Origin of the sequence: Arthrobacter sp. YAF34, from assembly GCF_052113245.1 — a bacterium.
Lineage (GTDB): Bacteria > Actinomycetota > Actinomycetes > Actinomycetales > Micrococcaceae > Arthrobacter.
Genome location: NZ_JBFRCV010000006.1, coordinates 127641 through 141564, shown reverse-complemented (window position 1 = coordinate 141564; position 13924 = coordinate 127641). Strand labels below are relative to the sequence as shown.

Below are 13924 nucleotides of genomic sequence, written 5' to 3'. Positions count from 1 at the left end.
TCTTAAGCGCCCCATCCGGCTTGCTGGCCGCCGACGCGGTCCTCGTTGATCTTCTTCTGGTAGCCACTGGCCTTGAAAGCGGCCAGCGGGTCCGCGGGCAGCCCGCGGGATTCACGCCACTGCGCCAGCGCAGGACGAACATCGGTGTAGAAGGCATCGTTGAAGATGCCGTTGGCGGCCAGGACGTCGCCGCTGCGCTGGGCCTCGGCGAGGGCGTCCGCGTCGATGAGCAGGGCGCGGGCCGTCATTTCCTGGACGTTGAGCACGGAGCGGATCTGGCCCGGAATCTTTTCCTCCAGGTTGTGGCACTGATCCAGCATCAGCGCGACGCCGGACCCTTTACCGAAGCCGCCGCCTCGGATGACCTCGTGCATGATGCGGAAGAGCTGGAAGGGGTCGGCCGCGCCGACGATCAGGTCGTCGTCCGCGTAGAAGCGGGAGTTGAAGTCGAAGGAGCCGAGCTTGCCCAGGCGCAGAAGCTGCATGACGATGAATTCGATGTTCGTGCCGGGGGCGTGGTGGCCCGTGTCGAGGCAGACGAAGGCCTTCTCGCCCAGGGCCAGGGTCTGGGCGTAGGAGGTGCCCCAGTCCGGGACGTCGGTGTGGTAGAAAGCCGGCTCGAAGAACTTGTACTCCAGCACCAGGCGCTGGTCCTCGCCCAGGCCGGCGTAGATTTCCTGCAGGGATTCCGCCAGGCGGTCCTGCCGGCCGCGCATGTCATCCTGGCCCGGGTAGTTGGTGCCGTCCGCGAGCCAGATCTTCAGGTCCCGCGAACCCGTGGCGTCCATGATCTCCAGGCACTCGAGGTGGTGGTCGACGGCGCGGCGGCGGACCGCCGGGTTGGAGGAGGTCAGGGAGCCGAGCTTGTACTCGTCATCCTGGAAGGTGTTGGAGTTGATGGTGCCCAGGCCCACGCCCAGGTCCGCGGCGTACTCCTTCAGGGCCGCGTAGTCATCCACCTTGTCCCAAGGGATGTGCAGGGCGACTGTGGGCGCCAGACCGGTGAGTTCGTGGACCTTCGCGGCGTCGGCCAGCTTCTCCTGGACGGTGCGCGGGGTGCCGGGGGTGCCGAACACCTTGAAGCGGGTGCCGGAGTTGCCGTAGGCCCAGGACGGGACCTCGATGGCGAGTTCCCCGAGGCGAGCCAGGGCCGTTTCTGTGGTGTTCATGATTGTTCCTTCTGCGGTTGGGGGTTGTCCTCAGCGGAGTTGGCCGCGGACAACTGGTCCTCGAGATTGAAAATTTCGGTGAGCTGGAGGAAGCCCTGGTCCGGCGACTGCCCGTCGTCGTCGAACAGGGCGGCCATCTCGGCTTGCCATCGGGCGTTCACCTCAGTCAGTGCCATGCGGGCCCGTGCTGCGTCGAAGTCGTCGCACTCCACGTACCCCAACAGCAGCCCGTCGTCCGCGAGGAATAGCGAGTAGTTGTTCCAGCCGGCGGCCTTGAGTTCCCGGAGCATCTCGGGCCAGACGGCTGCGTGACGGCGCCGGTATTCGGGAATCTGGCCGGGCTTGACCGAAGAGCGGAAGCACACCCTCATGAGGAAATCTCCTGATCTCGACTTTTGACCTCAAGTCGATTGAATCGATTCATCTAGGCGACAGCCTTGTGCGTGTTGAGTGAAGAAGCTCCGGCGCTGATCACGACATCAGCGCCGGAGCGGGGTGCCTAGAAGTTGTACTGGTCCACGTTCGCGGCGGTGAAGACAGTGGGCTCGCCGAGCAGAACGGTGGCGTTGGGGCCGACCTTGAATTCGCCCAGGGTGCCGGCCTTGAACGTCTGGCCTTCGGCACCGGTGATCTGGCCGGATGCGAGGGCCGCACCGGCGTAGGCGGCGAGGTAGCCCAGCTTTTCAACGTCCCACAGGGCGAAGGACTTCATGGTGCCGTTCTTCAGGAATTCCTTGAGCTGGCTCGGGAAGCCGAGGCCGGTCAACTGGACCTTGCCCTTGTATTCAGACCCGGACAGGTACTGGGCGGCAGCGGCAATACCAACCGTCGTGGGCGAGATGATGCCCTTCAACGTGGGGTGGGCCTGGAGAAGCGCCTGGACTTCCTGCTGGGACTTCTGGGCGTTGTCATCGCCGTAGGCGGTCGCGACGAGCTTGAGCTTGGCGTACTCGGGCTTCTGGAGTTCTTTCTTCATCAGCTCGATCCACGCGTTCTGGTTCGTGGCGTTCGCCGTGGCGGACAGAATGGCGATGTCCCCGCCGTCGGGACCGATGGCGTCGGAGATGAGCTTGATCTGGGTGGAGGCGATGCCTTCCGCGGTGGCCTGGTTGATGTAGATGTCGCGGCAGGAGGGGTCGGTGTCGGAGTCAAAGGTGACCACCTTCGCCCCGGCGCTGCGGGCCTCGTCCAGCGCCGAACAGATGGCCTTGGGATCGTTGGCCGAGGTTGCGATGACGTTGGACCCCTGCTGCGTGAGCGTGTTGATGTAGCTCACCTGGCTGGAGGCGCTGGCTTCGGACGGACCCACTTCGGAGAAGATGCCCTTGTACTCCCCGACCGCAGCCTTGCCGCCGCGGTCAGTGACGGTGAAGTAGGAGTTGTTCAGCTGCTTGGGCAGGAAGGCCACCTTCAGGCCTTCCTTGATCGGGGCATTCGGATCCGCCGCGGCGCTGGACGAGGCGGCTCCGCCGCCGTCAGTGCTGGAGGTGTTGGTGGTTCCACCGCAGGCGCTGAGCGCCAGCGCGAGTCCCGTGGCGGCGGCGATGTAGGCCGGCGCGAGGCGGCGGACTCCGGTCGTGGACATGAATTTCATAGTGATGCCTTTCAACTGAACGTCGTTGTTGCTGTGGTGTGGACGGTGGTCAGGTCGTTGAAGCTTTTTTGGGAGAGGGATCGGATCCAGGCGACGGCATTAGGGGCGACGACGGCGAGGATCAGGAGGCCGCCGGTGAGCATGGACAGGGTGTCCTCGGGGACGCTGGCCAGCTGGAGCGCGTTGCGCAGGATGGCGAGGAGCCCGACGCCGGCGATGACGCCCGGCAGGGTGCCTTTGCCGCCAAAGATGGACACGCCGCCGAGCAGTACGGCCGCGATGACGGACAGTTCCAGGCCCGTGGCGTTGTCACCGCGGGCGCTTCCGTAGCGCAGGGTCCACCACACGCCGACCAGCGCCGCGACGGTGCCCGAGATGACGAAGAGCCAGAACTTGGTCCGTGCGACCCCGATTCCTGAGAACCGGGCGGCGTCGACGCTGTATCCGATGGCGAAGAGGGAGCGGCCGAAGCCGGTGAAGTGCAGGGCGACACCGAAAATGATGACCAGGAGGATGACCGGCAGGATCCAGACGGGGATGCCTGTGGTGCCGATCTTCGCCTGCAGACCCGTGGTAATGGCCCGCGGGAAGCTGGTAACGGCCTGATCCCCCAGGACGACAAAGGCCAGCCCGCGGTACAACGCCAGGGTGCCGATGGTTACGGCCAGTGACGGCAGGCCGACTACGGAGACCAGGAATCCGTTGAGCGCCCCGGACACGGCGCCAAGGACAAGGCACAACGGAATGATCGTTTCCATGGGCATACCGGCGTTCCAGAGCGCTCCGAACACGCAGCTGACGAAGCCTGCGATGCTCGCAACGGACAGGTCGATCTCGCCGGTGATGATGATCAGCGTCATCGGCAGGGCCAGCAGCAGGACCGGGATCACGTCGATGAGGAGGAACCCGACGTTGCGGGACGTGGCGAAACCGCTGACGGTCATGGAGGCGACGATGATGCTGGCCACGAGGGCCAGAATGATGGCGGTGTCCCAGCTGCGCAGGAAGCCAACGCGGGGGGCGCGCCGGGCTTCTGCTGCCGGCGGTGCTGTATCAACCAGCATGTGAATCGTGTCCTCTCAGACGGCGCTCGGTGCGCAGGGCAAGGTATCGGTCCAGGACAATCGAGGCCAGGATCAGGACGCCGACCATGGCTCGCTGCCAGAACGGCGAGACTCCCAAGACCGGAAGAGCAGAGGTAATGGTGGTCAGGAGGACGGCTCCGAGGGCGGCCCCGTAGACCGTTCCGACACCCCCGGCGATGGCCACCCCGCCAACCACAGCCGCGGCGACCACGTTCAGTTCAAGGCCTTGACCGGCGGTCGCGTCCAGGTTGCCGTACTTGGCTGCATAGATCACTCCGCCGAGTCCGGCGAGGGCGCCGGAGATCAAGAAGGCGGAGAAGACCTTCCGCCCGACCCGGATGCCGTACAGGCGAGCGGCCTGGACGTCGGAACCGATGGCGTAGAACTCGCGTCCGGAGCGCAGGTTTTTCAGGTAGAGGCCGAAAGCCATGACGACCGCGAGGGCGATCAGGGCCAGATAGGGGAATCCCAGCAGGGCGCCAGCACCGAGGGCCAGGAAGTCTGCCGGGAGGTCAGACGGGTTAATCTGTTGCCCCTGGGCCCAGGCGAAGTCAACACCACGGAAGATATACAACGTACCCAGGGTGACCACCAGGGCCGGCACCTTGGCCACTGCGATCAGGGCTCCGTTGATGGCCCCCAGCACGGCGCCGATGGCGATGCCGATTACGAGCATTGCGATCACGGGAAGGTCCGGCAGCGCGATGAAGATTTTTCCCGTGGCGAAGGCCGTCAGGCCGAGGACTGATCCGACCGACAAGTCCACGTTCTTCGTCACGATCACGATCGCCTGGCCGACGGCGAGAATCACCAGGATCGAGGAGTTCAGCAGCAGGTCTTTGATGCTCTGACCACTCAGGAAAAGCGGGTTGGCTGCTACTGTGACGGCGATCAGAATGACCAGCGCCAGGAACACGCTGAATTCACGGGACCGGGTCAACGTTCCCAGCCATGCCATGGACGGCTGACGTTGCAGGGTTAGGGTGGTCACGCTGTTGTCTCCTTGGTTTTCGGGTCGACTCCCGTGGCGGCGGTCATAACGGATTCCTCCGTGGCGTCCTTGCGGCTAAGTTCTGCGGTGATCCGCCCCTCGTGCATCACCAGCACGCGGTCCGACATGCCCAGGATCTCGGGCAGCTCCGAGGAGATCATGAGGACGGCGAGGCCCGTGCCTGCGAGTTCGGAGATGAGCCGATGCACCTCTGACTTGGTGCCGACGTCGATTCCGCGGGTCGGTTCGTCGATGATCAGGATCTTTGGGCCGGTGGCCAGCCACTTGCCCAGGACGACCTTCTGCTGGTTACCGCCGGAGAGGGTCGAGATCGGGGACATCGGCGACCCTGCCTTAATCTGAAGTTTCTTGGCCCATTCCGAGGTGGCTTTGGCCTCGGCCCGGTTGGTGAGGAGACCGAAACGACTCAGTTTCCGCCGGAGCGTCAGCGTGAGGTTCCGGCTCACGTTCAGCTCCATGACGAGTCCCTGCTTGCGCCGGTCTTCCGGCACGAACGCGATCCCGGCGGCCATCGATGCCCTGGGGGACAAGGACTTGAGCGGCGCATCACGGATCAGCACTTCGCCCGAGTCGTATTTGTCGATGCCGAAGATGGCCCGCGCGACCTCGGAGCGCCCTGCGCCGACAAGGCCGCTGAGGCCGACGATTTCGCCTGCCTTCACGGTGAAGGAAATATCCGAGAAGACGCCCTTGCGGCTGAGCCCCTTCACTTCGAGGGCGGTGGGCCCGATCGTCGTCTCCTGCTTCGGGAACAAGGATGCGACGTCACGGCCGACCATCTGTCGGATCACGCCGTCGACCGTCAGCTCGGAGGCCGGGGCGGTTGCGACGTGCGCGCCGTCGCGCATTACGGTGATCCAGTCCGCCAGGGCAAAGACTTCCTCGAACCGGTGGGAGATGAACATTACCGCAGCCCCCTGGGCCTGCAGGGTCCGGGTGACGGCGAAGAGCCGGTCAACTTCGACGCCGCTGAGCGCCGCCGTCGGCTCGTCCATGATCAGGACGCGCGCGTCGAGCGAAATTGCCTTGGCGATTTCCACCACCTGCTGGTCTGCGATCGAGAGACCTTGCGCAGCCCGGTCGGGATCGATCTTGACCCCCAGTTGCTCAAAAAGCCCCAGGGCCTGCTGGCGCATCGCCTTCCGATCGATCCTGCGCAGGGAGCGCAGCGGCTGCCGACCCATAAAGATGTTCTCGGCGACGGTGAGGTCGGGGAACATGGTCGGTTCCTGGTAGATGACCGCAATCCCTGCTTCGCGGGCATGGAGCGGATCGCGGAACGAGACCTCCTCGCCATCTAGCAGAACCTGGCCGCGGTCCTGCTGGTGCAGTCCGGCGAGGGTCTTGACCAAGGTGGATTTGCCGGCACCGTTTTCTCCGACCAGCGCGGTGACCTGGCCCCGGTACAGGCTGAGGCCGGCGCCGCGCAGCGCGTGCACCGCACCGAAGGACTTGTGGATATCCCGCAGTTCCAGGAGCGGAACATCTGCCGCCTCGGCCCTGCGGGTGCTCCGAACCGTGGCGTCCCGTGCTTCGGCCATGTCCGTTACTCCTTTGTAATGAATCGATTCATTTGTGAACCTCCTCACACGTTAGAGCGTGTTTCCGTAGCGTGTCAAGAAGTAACCCGGAGGGCGGACAATGTGAAGGACGTAACATTAATGGAGCGCATTGATTCGATTCAGACGTGGGGAGGCGCAGGATGCCGAACGGGCCGGGTGCAAAGCTGAAGGATGTCGCCGCGCTTGCGGGGGTTTCCGTCGGCACTGTTTCGAACGTCCTTAACCGGCCGGAACAGGTGTCGCCGGACAAGAAAGGCCGAGTTCTGGCCGCCATCGACCAGCTGGGATTCGTGCGCAACGAATCGGCGCGGTCGCTGCGCTCCGGGTCTACCAGGAGCCTCGGGATGCTGGTGCTGGATGTCCGCAACCCCTTCTTCACCGATGTGGCCCTCGGTGCCGAAAACGTCGCCGAAGACCACAAGCACTCCCTGATCCTGGCCAACAGCGCCGAGGACATCGGGCGCGAGGTGGCATATCTGGACCTGTTCGAGCAGCAGCGGGTCCAGGGCGTTCTGATCACCCCCTTCGGCCAGGTGCTTCAACGGCTCGAAACCATGCGTTCCCGGGGCATCCCCTCGGTCCTCGTGGACCGGCTCGCCAGCACCGATCAATTCTGCTCGGTATCGGTGGACGACGTCGCCGGAGGCGCGACGGCCCTGACCCACCTCCTGAGCGTCGGCTCGGTGCGCCCGGCGTTCGTCGGCGGCCCGTTTACGCTCCAGCAGGTCGCGGACCGCTATCAGGGTGCCGCGGATGCGGCGGCACAGGCAGGGGTCCGCATTCAACTATTTGAAACCCCCGATCTGAAATTTGAGCGCGGGCGCCAGATGGGCGATCTCATCGGCAATCTCCAGCCTGCCAAACGGCCGGACGCCGTGTTTGCCGCCAACGACCAGCTTGCGCTCGGACTCCTGCAGTCCTTCGCCGCCAACGGCCTCCGGGTGCCAGAGGACATCGGCATCGTCGGCTTTGACGACATCGACTTCGCGTCCCAATCGAGCATTCCGCTCAGCTCCATTAGCCAGCCGAGGCATCTCATCGGCGAACGTGCCGCCGAGCTCCTTTTTGACGAAATCGACAATGCGGACGATCACGTCCACAGCCAGGTGGTGTTCACCCCGGAACTTGTGGCTCGGCAGAGTACGCGGCGCAACTAGCAGCCGGCCACCATTTCCACACCCCGGGGTCACGTGCGGGCTTCCTGCCGGTCCGCGACGGATGCCTGCACCCCGGTCCTCGGACCGGGGTGTTTTCATTTCAGCCCTGGTCCGGGGCCCGGTATCCCAGGGCGGCGCTGGCCGTCTTGCCCGCGGCGGCGACGATCGGCCCCAGCCTCGGGACGTCGTCGCTGCTGACCCGCTGGGTCGGAAAGCCGAGACCCAGGACCGCGGCGAGCTGGCCGTCATAGCGGAACACGGGCGCGCTGATCGACCCGACGTCGCTGTTGCGCTCCCCGAAGGCGGCGAAGAACCCCTGCTTGCGGGCGAGTTCGGCCTGCTCGTCCAGCTGCGTCCAGCTGACCGGGGTGGACGGCGTGAACCGGGTGAGGTCCGTGCCTTGCAGGGCTTCCCTGGCGCCGGGATCGAAGGCGAGGAAGATCTTCCCTGGCGCCCCGGCGTGGATCGGCATGACCTGGCCGACGAGGAAGGGTCGCATGACGACGTGACGGGTCTCCGCCACGGCCGCCACGGTGCGGAAGGCGCCGTCGCGCATGTACAGGCAGGCTGATTCACCGGTGGCGTCCCGGAGTTCTTGAAGGACCGGCCGGACCAGCCTGACTACATCCAGGCCCAGGGTGCCGGGGGCTGCCCACTGGACCATCCGCAGCCCGATCCTGTAGCGGTCGCCGTCGCGGTCCAGGAAACCTTCGCGGACCATGTTCTGGACCAGCCGCTGGCACGTACTGGCCGGCAATCCGGTGGTGCGCGCGATCTGCTGGAGAGTCGGCTCGGGCGCCTCGATGGAGAAGCAGTTGAGGATTTCGCTGACTTTGCGCAGCACAAGGATCGGAGTTGTCCCGGCACTCTGTTCTTTCGCCACCGTGCTGCCGCCTGCCACCTGCCACCGACTTTCTTCGTGAGTGTCCATCCTAGCCAGCCGGCTCCGGGCCGGGGCCAACACCGTTGACACATTCAGGTTAAACCCGCAGGATGGGTTTGCAAACCACAATGTGGGATGAGCTAAGGCCAGTCACGGGCACACGGATGAAGATCCGGATAGGGAGACGGAAGCGGCAATGACAGCACCTGAAACACACGGCGCCCACCGGGCGTCCGGAAACGGTGGGGGCAGCTCAAGGATCGGCCTGATCGTTCCCAGCTCCAACACGACGATGGAAACCGAACTCCCGGAGATGTTCCGCCGGCAGTCCGAGGCCACCGGGCACTCCTACACGTTCCACTCCGCCAGGGCGACGCTGAAGAGCGTGACCCCGGAAGAACTGGCGGCCATGGTCGCCAAGGCCGGCGAATGCGCCACCGCCGTATCCGACGCCGACGTCGACGTCATCGCCTACGCGTGCCTGGTGGCCGTCATGGCCCAGGGCCCGGGTGCGCACGGGGGCTCGGAGGAGGTGATCGCCGCGGCGGCCGCCGCGAACGGGCATCCCGCTCCCGTCACCAGCAGCGCCGGCGCGCTGGTTCGGACCCTGCAGGCAATGGGTGCGCGCAAAGTCGCCATGGTCACCCCGTATCTGCCCGAGCTGACCAAAATGGTCGCCGACTACATCGAGGGCGCAGGGATCGAGGTGCAGGACGTGATCGGCCTTGAGGTGGCGGATAACCTGGCGGTCGGCCGCCTGGACCCGGCCCGGCTGCCTTCCATCGCCGCGCGCCTGAACCACACCGGCACCGACGCCCTGATCCTGTCCGCCTGCGTCCAGATGCCTTCCCTGGCGGCAGTCCAGGAAGTGGAAGATGCACTCGGGATCCCAGTCGTCACGGCGGCCACGGCCACCACCTATGAGATTCTCCGGGCGCTCGGCCACGAGCCGGCCATTCCGGGGGCCGGACGACTTCTTTCCGGCCTGATGACCCCCATCGCCGCGGCTTAGTCGACAACAAACAAATCCAACGTGGGCACTACGCCCACGCGTCAAAACAATGGAGTGATGATGACAGTTCAGGAATTGACCCGTGCGCAGGCCGTGCGGCGCGCCACGATCGCAAGCGTAGTCGGGACCACGATCGAGTGGTACGACTTCTTCCTCTACGGCACGGCGGCGGCGCTGGTCTTCCCGCAACTGTTCTTTCCCGGGCAGAACGCCTTCGCCGGGGTCCTGGCCGCGTTCGCCACCCAGTTCGTCGGCTTTGTAGCGCGGCCTGTGGGCGCGGCCATCTTCGGGCATTTCGGTGACCGGATCGGGCGCAAGACGACGCTGATGGCGACGCTGTTCCTCATGGCTTTCGGTACCGTGCTCATCGGCCTGCTGCCGACTTATCAAAGCATCGGCATCGCTGCCCCGATCATTCTCGTCCTGCTGCGCATCATCCAGGGAATCGGCGTCGGCGGCGAATGGGGCGGCTCGGTCCTGCTGAGCATGGAGTGGGGCCGCCAGACGCGCCGCGGCCTCTCCGCCAGCTGGCCGCAGATGGGCGTGCCGATCGGGCTTGTCCTCTCCACCGGCGTCGTCCGCATCACGTCCGGAATCACGGGCCCGGAAGGGTTCGCCGCCTATGGCTGGAGGATTCCGTTCATCCTCAGCATCGTACTGATCGGCGTTGGTCTCTTCGTCCGGATGCGCGTCGTTGAAAGCCCGGAATTCGAGGCTGTCCGATCGGCCAACAAGGTGGTCAAGAACCCCCTGGTCGAGGTCTTCAAGCGCCAGCCCAAGCAGGTTCTGCTGACGGCACTGGTCCGCACCTCGGAGCAGGCGCCGTTCTACCTCTTCATCACCTTTGTGCTCACGTATGCAGTCAAACAGCTCAAGCTCAACAGCAACTCGATCCTGGACGACACCCTCATTGCCGCGGCACTGGGCTTGATCAGCATTCCGGTCTTCGGTCGGCTTTCGGACAGGTTCGGCCGACGCCGGGTCTACGGGATCGGCATTGTCCTGACCGCCGCCTTCGCCTTCCCCTACTTCGGCCTGCTCAACACCGGCAATGCGCTGCTGGTGGGACTCGCCGTCATCCTCAGCCTGATGCTCCACGACGTGCAGTACGGCCCGCAGGCGGCACTGATCGCTGAAAGTTTCGACGCCGACATCCGCTACACCGGGGCCGGTATGGGCTACCAGCTGGCAAGCGTCGTGGCTGGCGGCCCCGCCCCGCTCATCGCGGCCGCCCTGCTGCAGGCCACCGGCGACTCCACCTCCATCTCCATTTACATCATCATCTGCTGCGCCATCAGCATGCTCGCCTTGATTCTGCTGCCGAAAGTCTCAAAGTCGCTCGCTGTCCCAGCACCGGTACGTGTGGCGGGCCTGGTATGAGCGCCCACGGCACGGACGTGATCAATGACGCCGCCCCGGGCTGGAGCGCGCCGGAATGCGAGACTCCCGCCGAACAGGAGGCCGGACTGCCCGCCGCGACCGGTCACGGCACGGCGCTGGGCGACCTGCTCGTGCTGGACCTCACCCGTATCCTCTCCGGCCCCTTTGCCACCATGACGTTGGCCGATCTCGGTGCCGACGTCATCAAGATTGAACAGCCCGGAACCGGCGACGACACGAGGCAGTGGGGCCCGCCGTTCCAAGGCGACGAGGCCGCATATTTCCTCGCGGTCAACCGGAACAAGCGCAGCCTCGCTGTAGATCTCAAGTCGCCGGAGGGCCTGAAAATCGTCCAGGAACTTGCCCGCCGGGCCGACGTCGTGGTCGAGAACTTCAGGCCGGGAACAGCCGCGCGCCTTGGCCTGGGCTATGACGACCTGTCGCGTGAGAACCCCGGGCTCGTCTACGCCTCCATCAGCGGATACGGACAGACCGGCCCCGAGGCCGGCCGTGCCGGGTACGACGCCATCGCCCAGGCGCGCAGCGGCATCATGAGCGTCACCGGCGAAACCGACGGACCCCCGGTCCGGGTGGGCGTCAGCAGCGCCGATCTGGTGGCCGGCATGTGGGCCACCATCGGCATCCTCGCGGCCCTTCATGAGAAGCAGCGGACCGGGGCGGGCCAATGGGTGGACATCAGCCTGCTGGACGGCTCCGTGTCCTGGCTGACCTACGTGTCGAGCGGGTACTTCGCCAGCGGGGACATCCCCAAACGCTACGGATCGGCCCACCCGACCATCGCCCCGTACCAGGCTTTCCCCACCGCGGACGGATTCGTCATGGTCGCCGTCGGAAATGACGGCCTCTGGCGCAAGTATGCCGCCGCCGTCGGCCGCAGTGACTTGGCCGCGGACGAGCGGTTTGCCACGAACCCGGCCCGGGTTGCCCAGCGGGAGACGCTGATTCCGCTGCTCGAAGACATCATGCGGGGCCGGACCACCGCTGACTGGGTGGCTGCCCTGGATGCGGCAGGAGTCCCGGTGGGACCGATCCAGACCGTGGACCAGGCCTTGCGAGATCCGCAGGTTCTGGCTCGCGACATGGTGTCCGAGCTCGTGCACCCCACTGCGGGCCCCATGAAAGTGGTGGGCTGCCCGGTCCGGCTGATGAGGACGCCCCCGTCCGTCCGTACGGCCCCGCCTCTGCTGGGCCAGGACACCGATGAGGTTCTTGCGGGGCTGGGCTTGAACGCGGACCAGATCCAGTCGCTGCACCTGAGCAAGGCGGTCCAATGACGGCCGCCGCCGAGCATGACCTTGAACTTCCGCTCACGGACGCGGCCAGCCGGGTCGCCGTCCTGGAGGTGGGCACCGGTGAACGATTCAATGCGCTCAGCTCCCCCCAGTGGCGTGCGCTTGAAATCTCCGCGCGCAAGCTGGCGACCGATCCCTCCGTCCGGGCGGTGGTGATACGCGGCACCGGCGGGACGTTCTGCTCGGGTTCGGACCTGCGGGAGTGGCAGGACGCCACCGGCGCCGACGTTTCCGACGCCTTCTCCGCCATCGAGGGGGCGCTGCAGGCTATCGAGTCCATCCCCGTTCCCACGGTGGCCCTAGTGCAAGGCATCGCCACCGGCGCCGGCTGCCAGCTGGCGCTCGCCTGCGATCTTCAGGTCCTGGAATCATCGGCGCAGATCGGCATGCCGATCGCGAGGCTGGGCATGCTCATTCCGCCGACCTTCGCCAACCGGATGTCCTTGCGGATCGGTCCGTCCCGGACCAAGGACCTCCTCTACGGCGGAAGACTGCTGACCGCCACGGGGGCGCTCACCATCGGCCTGGTGAGCACGGTGGTGCCCGCCGGAGCCGCTCGCGGGGAAGTGGCCGAGCTGACCGGGCGGTGGAGTGCGATGTCGCAGGCATCCCTGCGGGCGTCCAAGGCTGCGGTAAACGAGGGACTTGCCCCGCTGGAGAGTCCGGCCCGCGCCTTGCCGCAGGGCCCCGCGTCCGACGGCGCGGAGTTCTTCCTCCGGGTCAACCACTTCCTCCGCCGCAAACGTGGGCCTGCTGTGTCCCGTTGACCGCGGCCCCGGGCGCGCTCCGGTATTTCCGGGAGTAGATCAGGACAGTCAACCTTCGGACCTCCGGGGCGCATTTTTTCTCCGGGCTTTGGCGACTGCCCCGATGGGCCTACACACACCGAAGCCCCGGATGTAATCTTGCTAAATCCCGGCATGGTTGAACGCGGTCACCGACCGCCGCGGTAACGGCCAACGACGAGCAAAGGCACGCGAATGGGGTCTGAATTAAGTGCTGACGAGCAAGTAGCCCTGGACGTATATCTCCAGGAAATGGTCCTGGAGAGTCCAGACGTCAAAGCATTCCTCACCGATCTCGCTTCGCTGGCCGCCGCAAGCATCGCCGACGTCGATCCCGAGATGCTCTGCGGGGTCACGGTGATCAGACGCAAGAAGCCTGTAACGGTGGCCGGAAACAACGACACCGCTTATCGCTTTGACCAACTCCAAAACAGCTTCGGCGACGGGCCATGCTTGACTGCCATGCGCGAGATGAAAAGCCTTCTGGTTCCCGACCTCCATCGGGAACCACGGTGGCCGGACTTCATCCAGGCCCTCTCGGATCAGGGAATCAGCTCCGTGCTAGGGGTTCCGCTCCTGATCGAGGGCGAAACCCGCGCCTCCTTGAACTTCTACGCCAGCCGAGCCCAGGCCTTTACCCACGCTGACGTCGAAAGAGCCGAATCCTTTGCCGCACACGCCTCCAAATCGCTGCGCCTCAGCCTCAAAATTGCACACTACAGCGAGGCCAGGGACGATCTCGCCGCAGCAATGGAGTCCCGCACCATCATCGATCTCGCATTGGGCGCGGTCATGGCCCAGAACCGATGCAGCCAAGATGAGGCCCGGCGAATCCTCACCGCAGCCTCCAACCACCGCAACGAGAAGCTCCGCGACATCGCCGCCGCAGTCATCGCTTCGATATCCGACTCTGCGGTCAGCACCAACTTCGACATTCATTGAGATGGCGCTGTCATACGTCTCCATCGAGGA

Annotated in this window: 13 protein-coding genes; 6 read left to right on the top strand and 7 right to left on the bottom strand. The window is 65.3% G+C overall.

The window, feature by feature from the left end; all coding sequences use genetic code 11:
- Positions 1-2: 2 nt before the first annotated feature.
- From rhaI to AB4Y72_RS09455, 6 genes are all read right to left on the bottom strand, one after another.
- Positions 3-1169: an L-rhamnose isomerase gene (gene rhaI, locus AB4Y72_RS09480; protein WP_441425910.1), complete on the bottom strand. Its 1167-nt coding sequence runs from the start codon at positions 1167-1169 to the stop codon at positions 3-5.
- The gene (locus AB4Y72_RS09475) at positions 1166-1540 is read right to left on the bottom strand and encodes an L-rhamnose mutarotase (RefSeq protein WP_441425909.1); all 375 of its coding nucleotides are present in this window, start codon (positions 1538-1540) and stop codon (positions 1166-1168) included. Before AB4Y72_RS09475 ends, rhaI begins: the two co-directional genes overlap by 4 nt.
- A gap of 128 nt (positions 1541-1668) precedes the next feature.
- On the bottom strand, positions 1669-2754 hold the full coding sequence (gene rhaS / locus AB4Y72_RS09470; RefSeq protein WP_441425908.1) for a rhamnose ABC transporter substrate-binding protein: 1086 nt from the start codon (positions 2752-2754) through the stop codon (positions 1669-1671).
- Positions 2755-2774: 20 nt separating this feature from the next.
- Complete coding sequence (locus AB4Y72_RS09465) at positions 2775-3827, bottom strand: ABC transporter permease (protein ID WP_441425907.1); 1053 nt, start codon at positions 3825-3827, stop codon at positions 2775-2777.
- On the bottom strand, positions 3817-4839 hold the full coding sequence (locus AB4Y72_RS09460) for an ABC transporter permease (protein WP_441425906.1): 1023 nt from the start codon (positions 4837-4839) through the stop codon (positions 3817-3819). The genes AB4Y72_RS09465 and AB4Y72_RS09460 overlap by 11 nt, the downstream gene beginning before the upstream one ends.
- Positions 4836-6401: a sugar ABC transporter ATP-binding protein gene (locus AB4Y72_RS09455; protein WP_441425905.1), complete on the bottom strand. Its 1566-nt coding sequence runs from the start codon at positions 6399-6401 to the stop codon at positions 4836-4838. The genes AB4Y72_RS09460 and AB4Y72_RS09455 overlap by 4 nt, the downstream gene beginning before the upstream one ends.
- Positions 6402-6562: 161 nt before the next feature.
- Here AB4Y72_RS09455 and AB4Y72_RS09450 point away from each other — a divergent pair, with 161 nt between their 5' ends.
- Positions 6563-7579, top strand: a complete 1017-nt coding sequence (locus AB4Y72_RS09450; RefSeq protein WP_441425904.1) for a LacI family DNA-binding transcriptional regulator — start codon at positions 6563-6565, stop codon at positions 7577-7579.
- Between the two features lie 100 nt (positions 7580-7679).
- On the opposite strand, the gene AB4Y72_RS09445 is transcribed toward AB4Y72_RS09450, so the two are convergent.
- Positions 7680-8510, bottom strand: coding sequence for an IclR family transcriptional regulator (locus AB4Y72_RS09445; RefSeq protein WP_441425903.1), 831 nt, complete (start codon positions 8508-8510; stop codon positions 7680-7682).
- A gap of 148 nt (positions 8511-8658) precedes the next feature.
- On the opposite strand from AB4Y72_RS09445, the gene AB4Y72_RS09440 reads away from it, so the two are divergent.
- From AB4Y72_RS09440 to AB4Y72_RS09420, 5 genes are all read left to right on the top strand, one after another.
- Complete coding sequence (locus AB4Y72_RS09440) at positions 8659-9474, top strand: maleate cis-trans isomerase family protein (RefSeq protein ID WP_441425902.1); 816 nt, start codon at positions 8659-8661, stop codon at positions 9472-9474.
- 57 nt (positions 9475-9531) lie between these two features.
- Positions 9532-10854 carry an MFS transporter gene (locus AB4Y72_RS09435; protein ID WP_441425901.1) on the top strand — a complete coding sequence of 441 codons (1323 nt, stop codon included), beginning with the start codon at positions 9532-9534 and terminating at the stop codon, positions 10852-10854.
- Positions 10851-12149 carry a CaiB/BaiF CoA transferase family protein gene (locus tag AB4Y72_RS09430; protein WP_441425900.1) on the top strand — a complete coding sequence of 433 codons (1299 nt, stop codon included), beginning with the start codon at positions 10851-10853 and terminating at the stop codon, positions 12147-12149. The genes AB4Y72_RS09435 and AB4Y72_RS09430 overlap by 4 nt, the downstream gene beginning before the upstream one ends.
- Positions 12146-12934, top strand: coding sequence for an enoyl-CoA hydratase/isomerase family protein (locus AB4Y72_RS09425; RefSeq protein WP_441425899.1), 789 nt, complete (start codon positions 12146-12148; stop codon positions 12932-12934). Before AB4Y72_RS09430 ends, AB4Y72_RS09425 begins: the two co-directional genes overlap by 4 nt.
- Before the next feature lie 213 nt (positions 12935-13147).
- Entirely contained in the window at positions 13148-13894 is a 747-nt protein-coding gene (locus AB4Y72_RS09420; RefSeq protein ID WP_441425898.1) for a GAF and ANTAR domain-containing protein, read from the top strand.
- Positions 13895-13924: the final 30 nt, after the last annotated feature.

What these genes read in the sequence shown, in the direction of transcription:
- rhaI (WP_441425910.1), bottom strand. Translation starts at nt 1,169, where the DNA reads ATGAACACCACAGAAACGGCCCTGGCTCGCCTCGGGGAACTCGCCATC.
- AB4Y72_RS09475 (WP_441425909.1), bottom strand. Translation starts at nt 1,540, where the DNA reads ATGAGGGTGTGCTTCCGCTCTTCGGTCAAGCCCGGCCAGATTCCCGAA.
- rhaS (WP_441425908.1), bottom strand. Translation starts at nt 2,754, where the DNA reads ATGTCCACGACCGGAGTCCGCCGCCTCGCGCCGGCCTACATCGCCGCC.
- AB4Y72_RS09465 (WP_441425907.1), bottom strand. Translation starts at nt 3,827, where the DNA reads ATGCTGGTTGATACAGCACCGCCGGCAGCAGAAGCCCGGCGCGCCCCC.
- AB4Y72_RS09455 (WP_441425905.1), bottom strand. Translation starts at nt 6,401, where the DNA reads ATGGCCGAAGCACGGGACGCCACGGTTCGGAGCACCCGCAGGGCCGAG.
- AB4Y72_RS09450 (WP_441425904.1), top strand. Translation starts at nt 6,563, where the DNA reads ATGCCGAACGGGCCGGGTGCAAAGCTGAAGGATGTCGCCGCGCTTGCG.
- AB4Y72_RS09445 (WP_441425903.1), bottom strand. Translation starts at nt 8,510, where the DNA reads ATGGACACTCACGAAGAAAGTCGGTGGCAGGTGGCAGGCGGCAGCACG.
- AB4Y72_RS09440 (WP_441425902.1), top strand. Translation starts at nt 8,659, where the DNA reads ATGACAGCACCTGAAACACACGGCGCCCACCGGGCGTCCGGAAACGGT.
- AB4Y72_RS09435 (WP_441425901.1), top strand. Translation starts at nt 9,532, where the DNA reads ATGATGACAGTTCAGGAATTGACCCGTGCGCAGGCCGTGCGGCGCGCC.
- AB4Y72_RS09430 (WP_441425900.1), top strand. Translation starts at nt 10,851, where the DNA reads ATGAGCGCCCACGGCACGGACGTGATCAATGACGCCGCCCCGGGCTGG.
- AB4Y72_RS09425 (WP_441425899.1), top strand. Translation starts at nt 12,146, where the DNA reads ATGACGGCCGCCGCCGAGCATGACCTTGAACTTCCGCTCACGGACGCG.
- AB4Y72_RS09420 (WP_441425898.1), top strand. Translation starts at nt 13,148, where the DNA reads ATGGGGTCTGAATTAAGTGCTGACGAGCAAGTAGCCCTGGACGTATAT.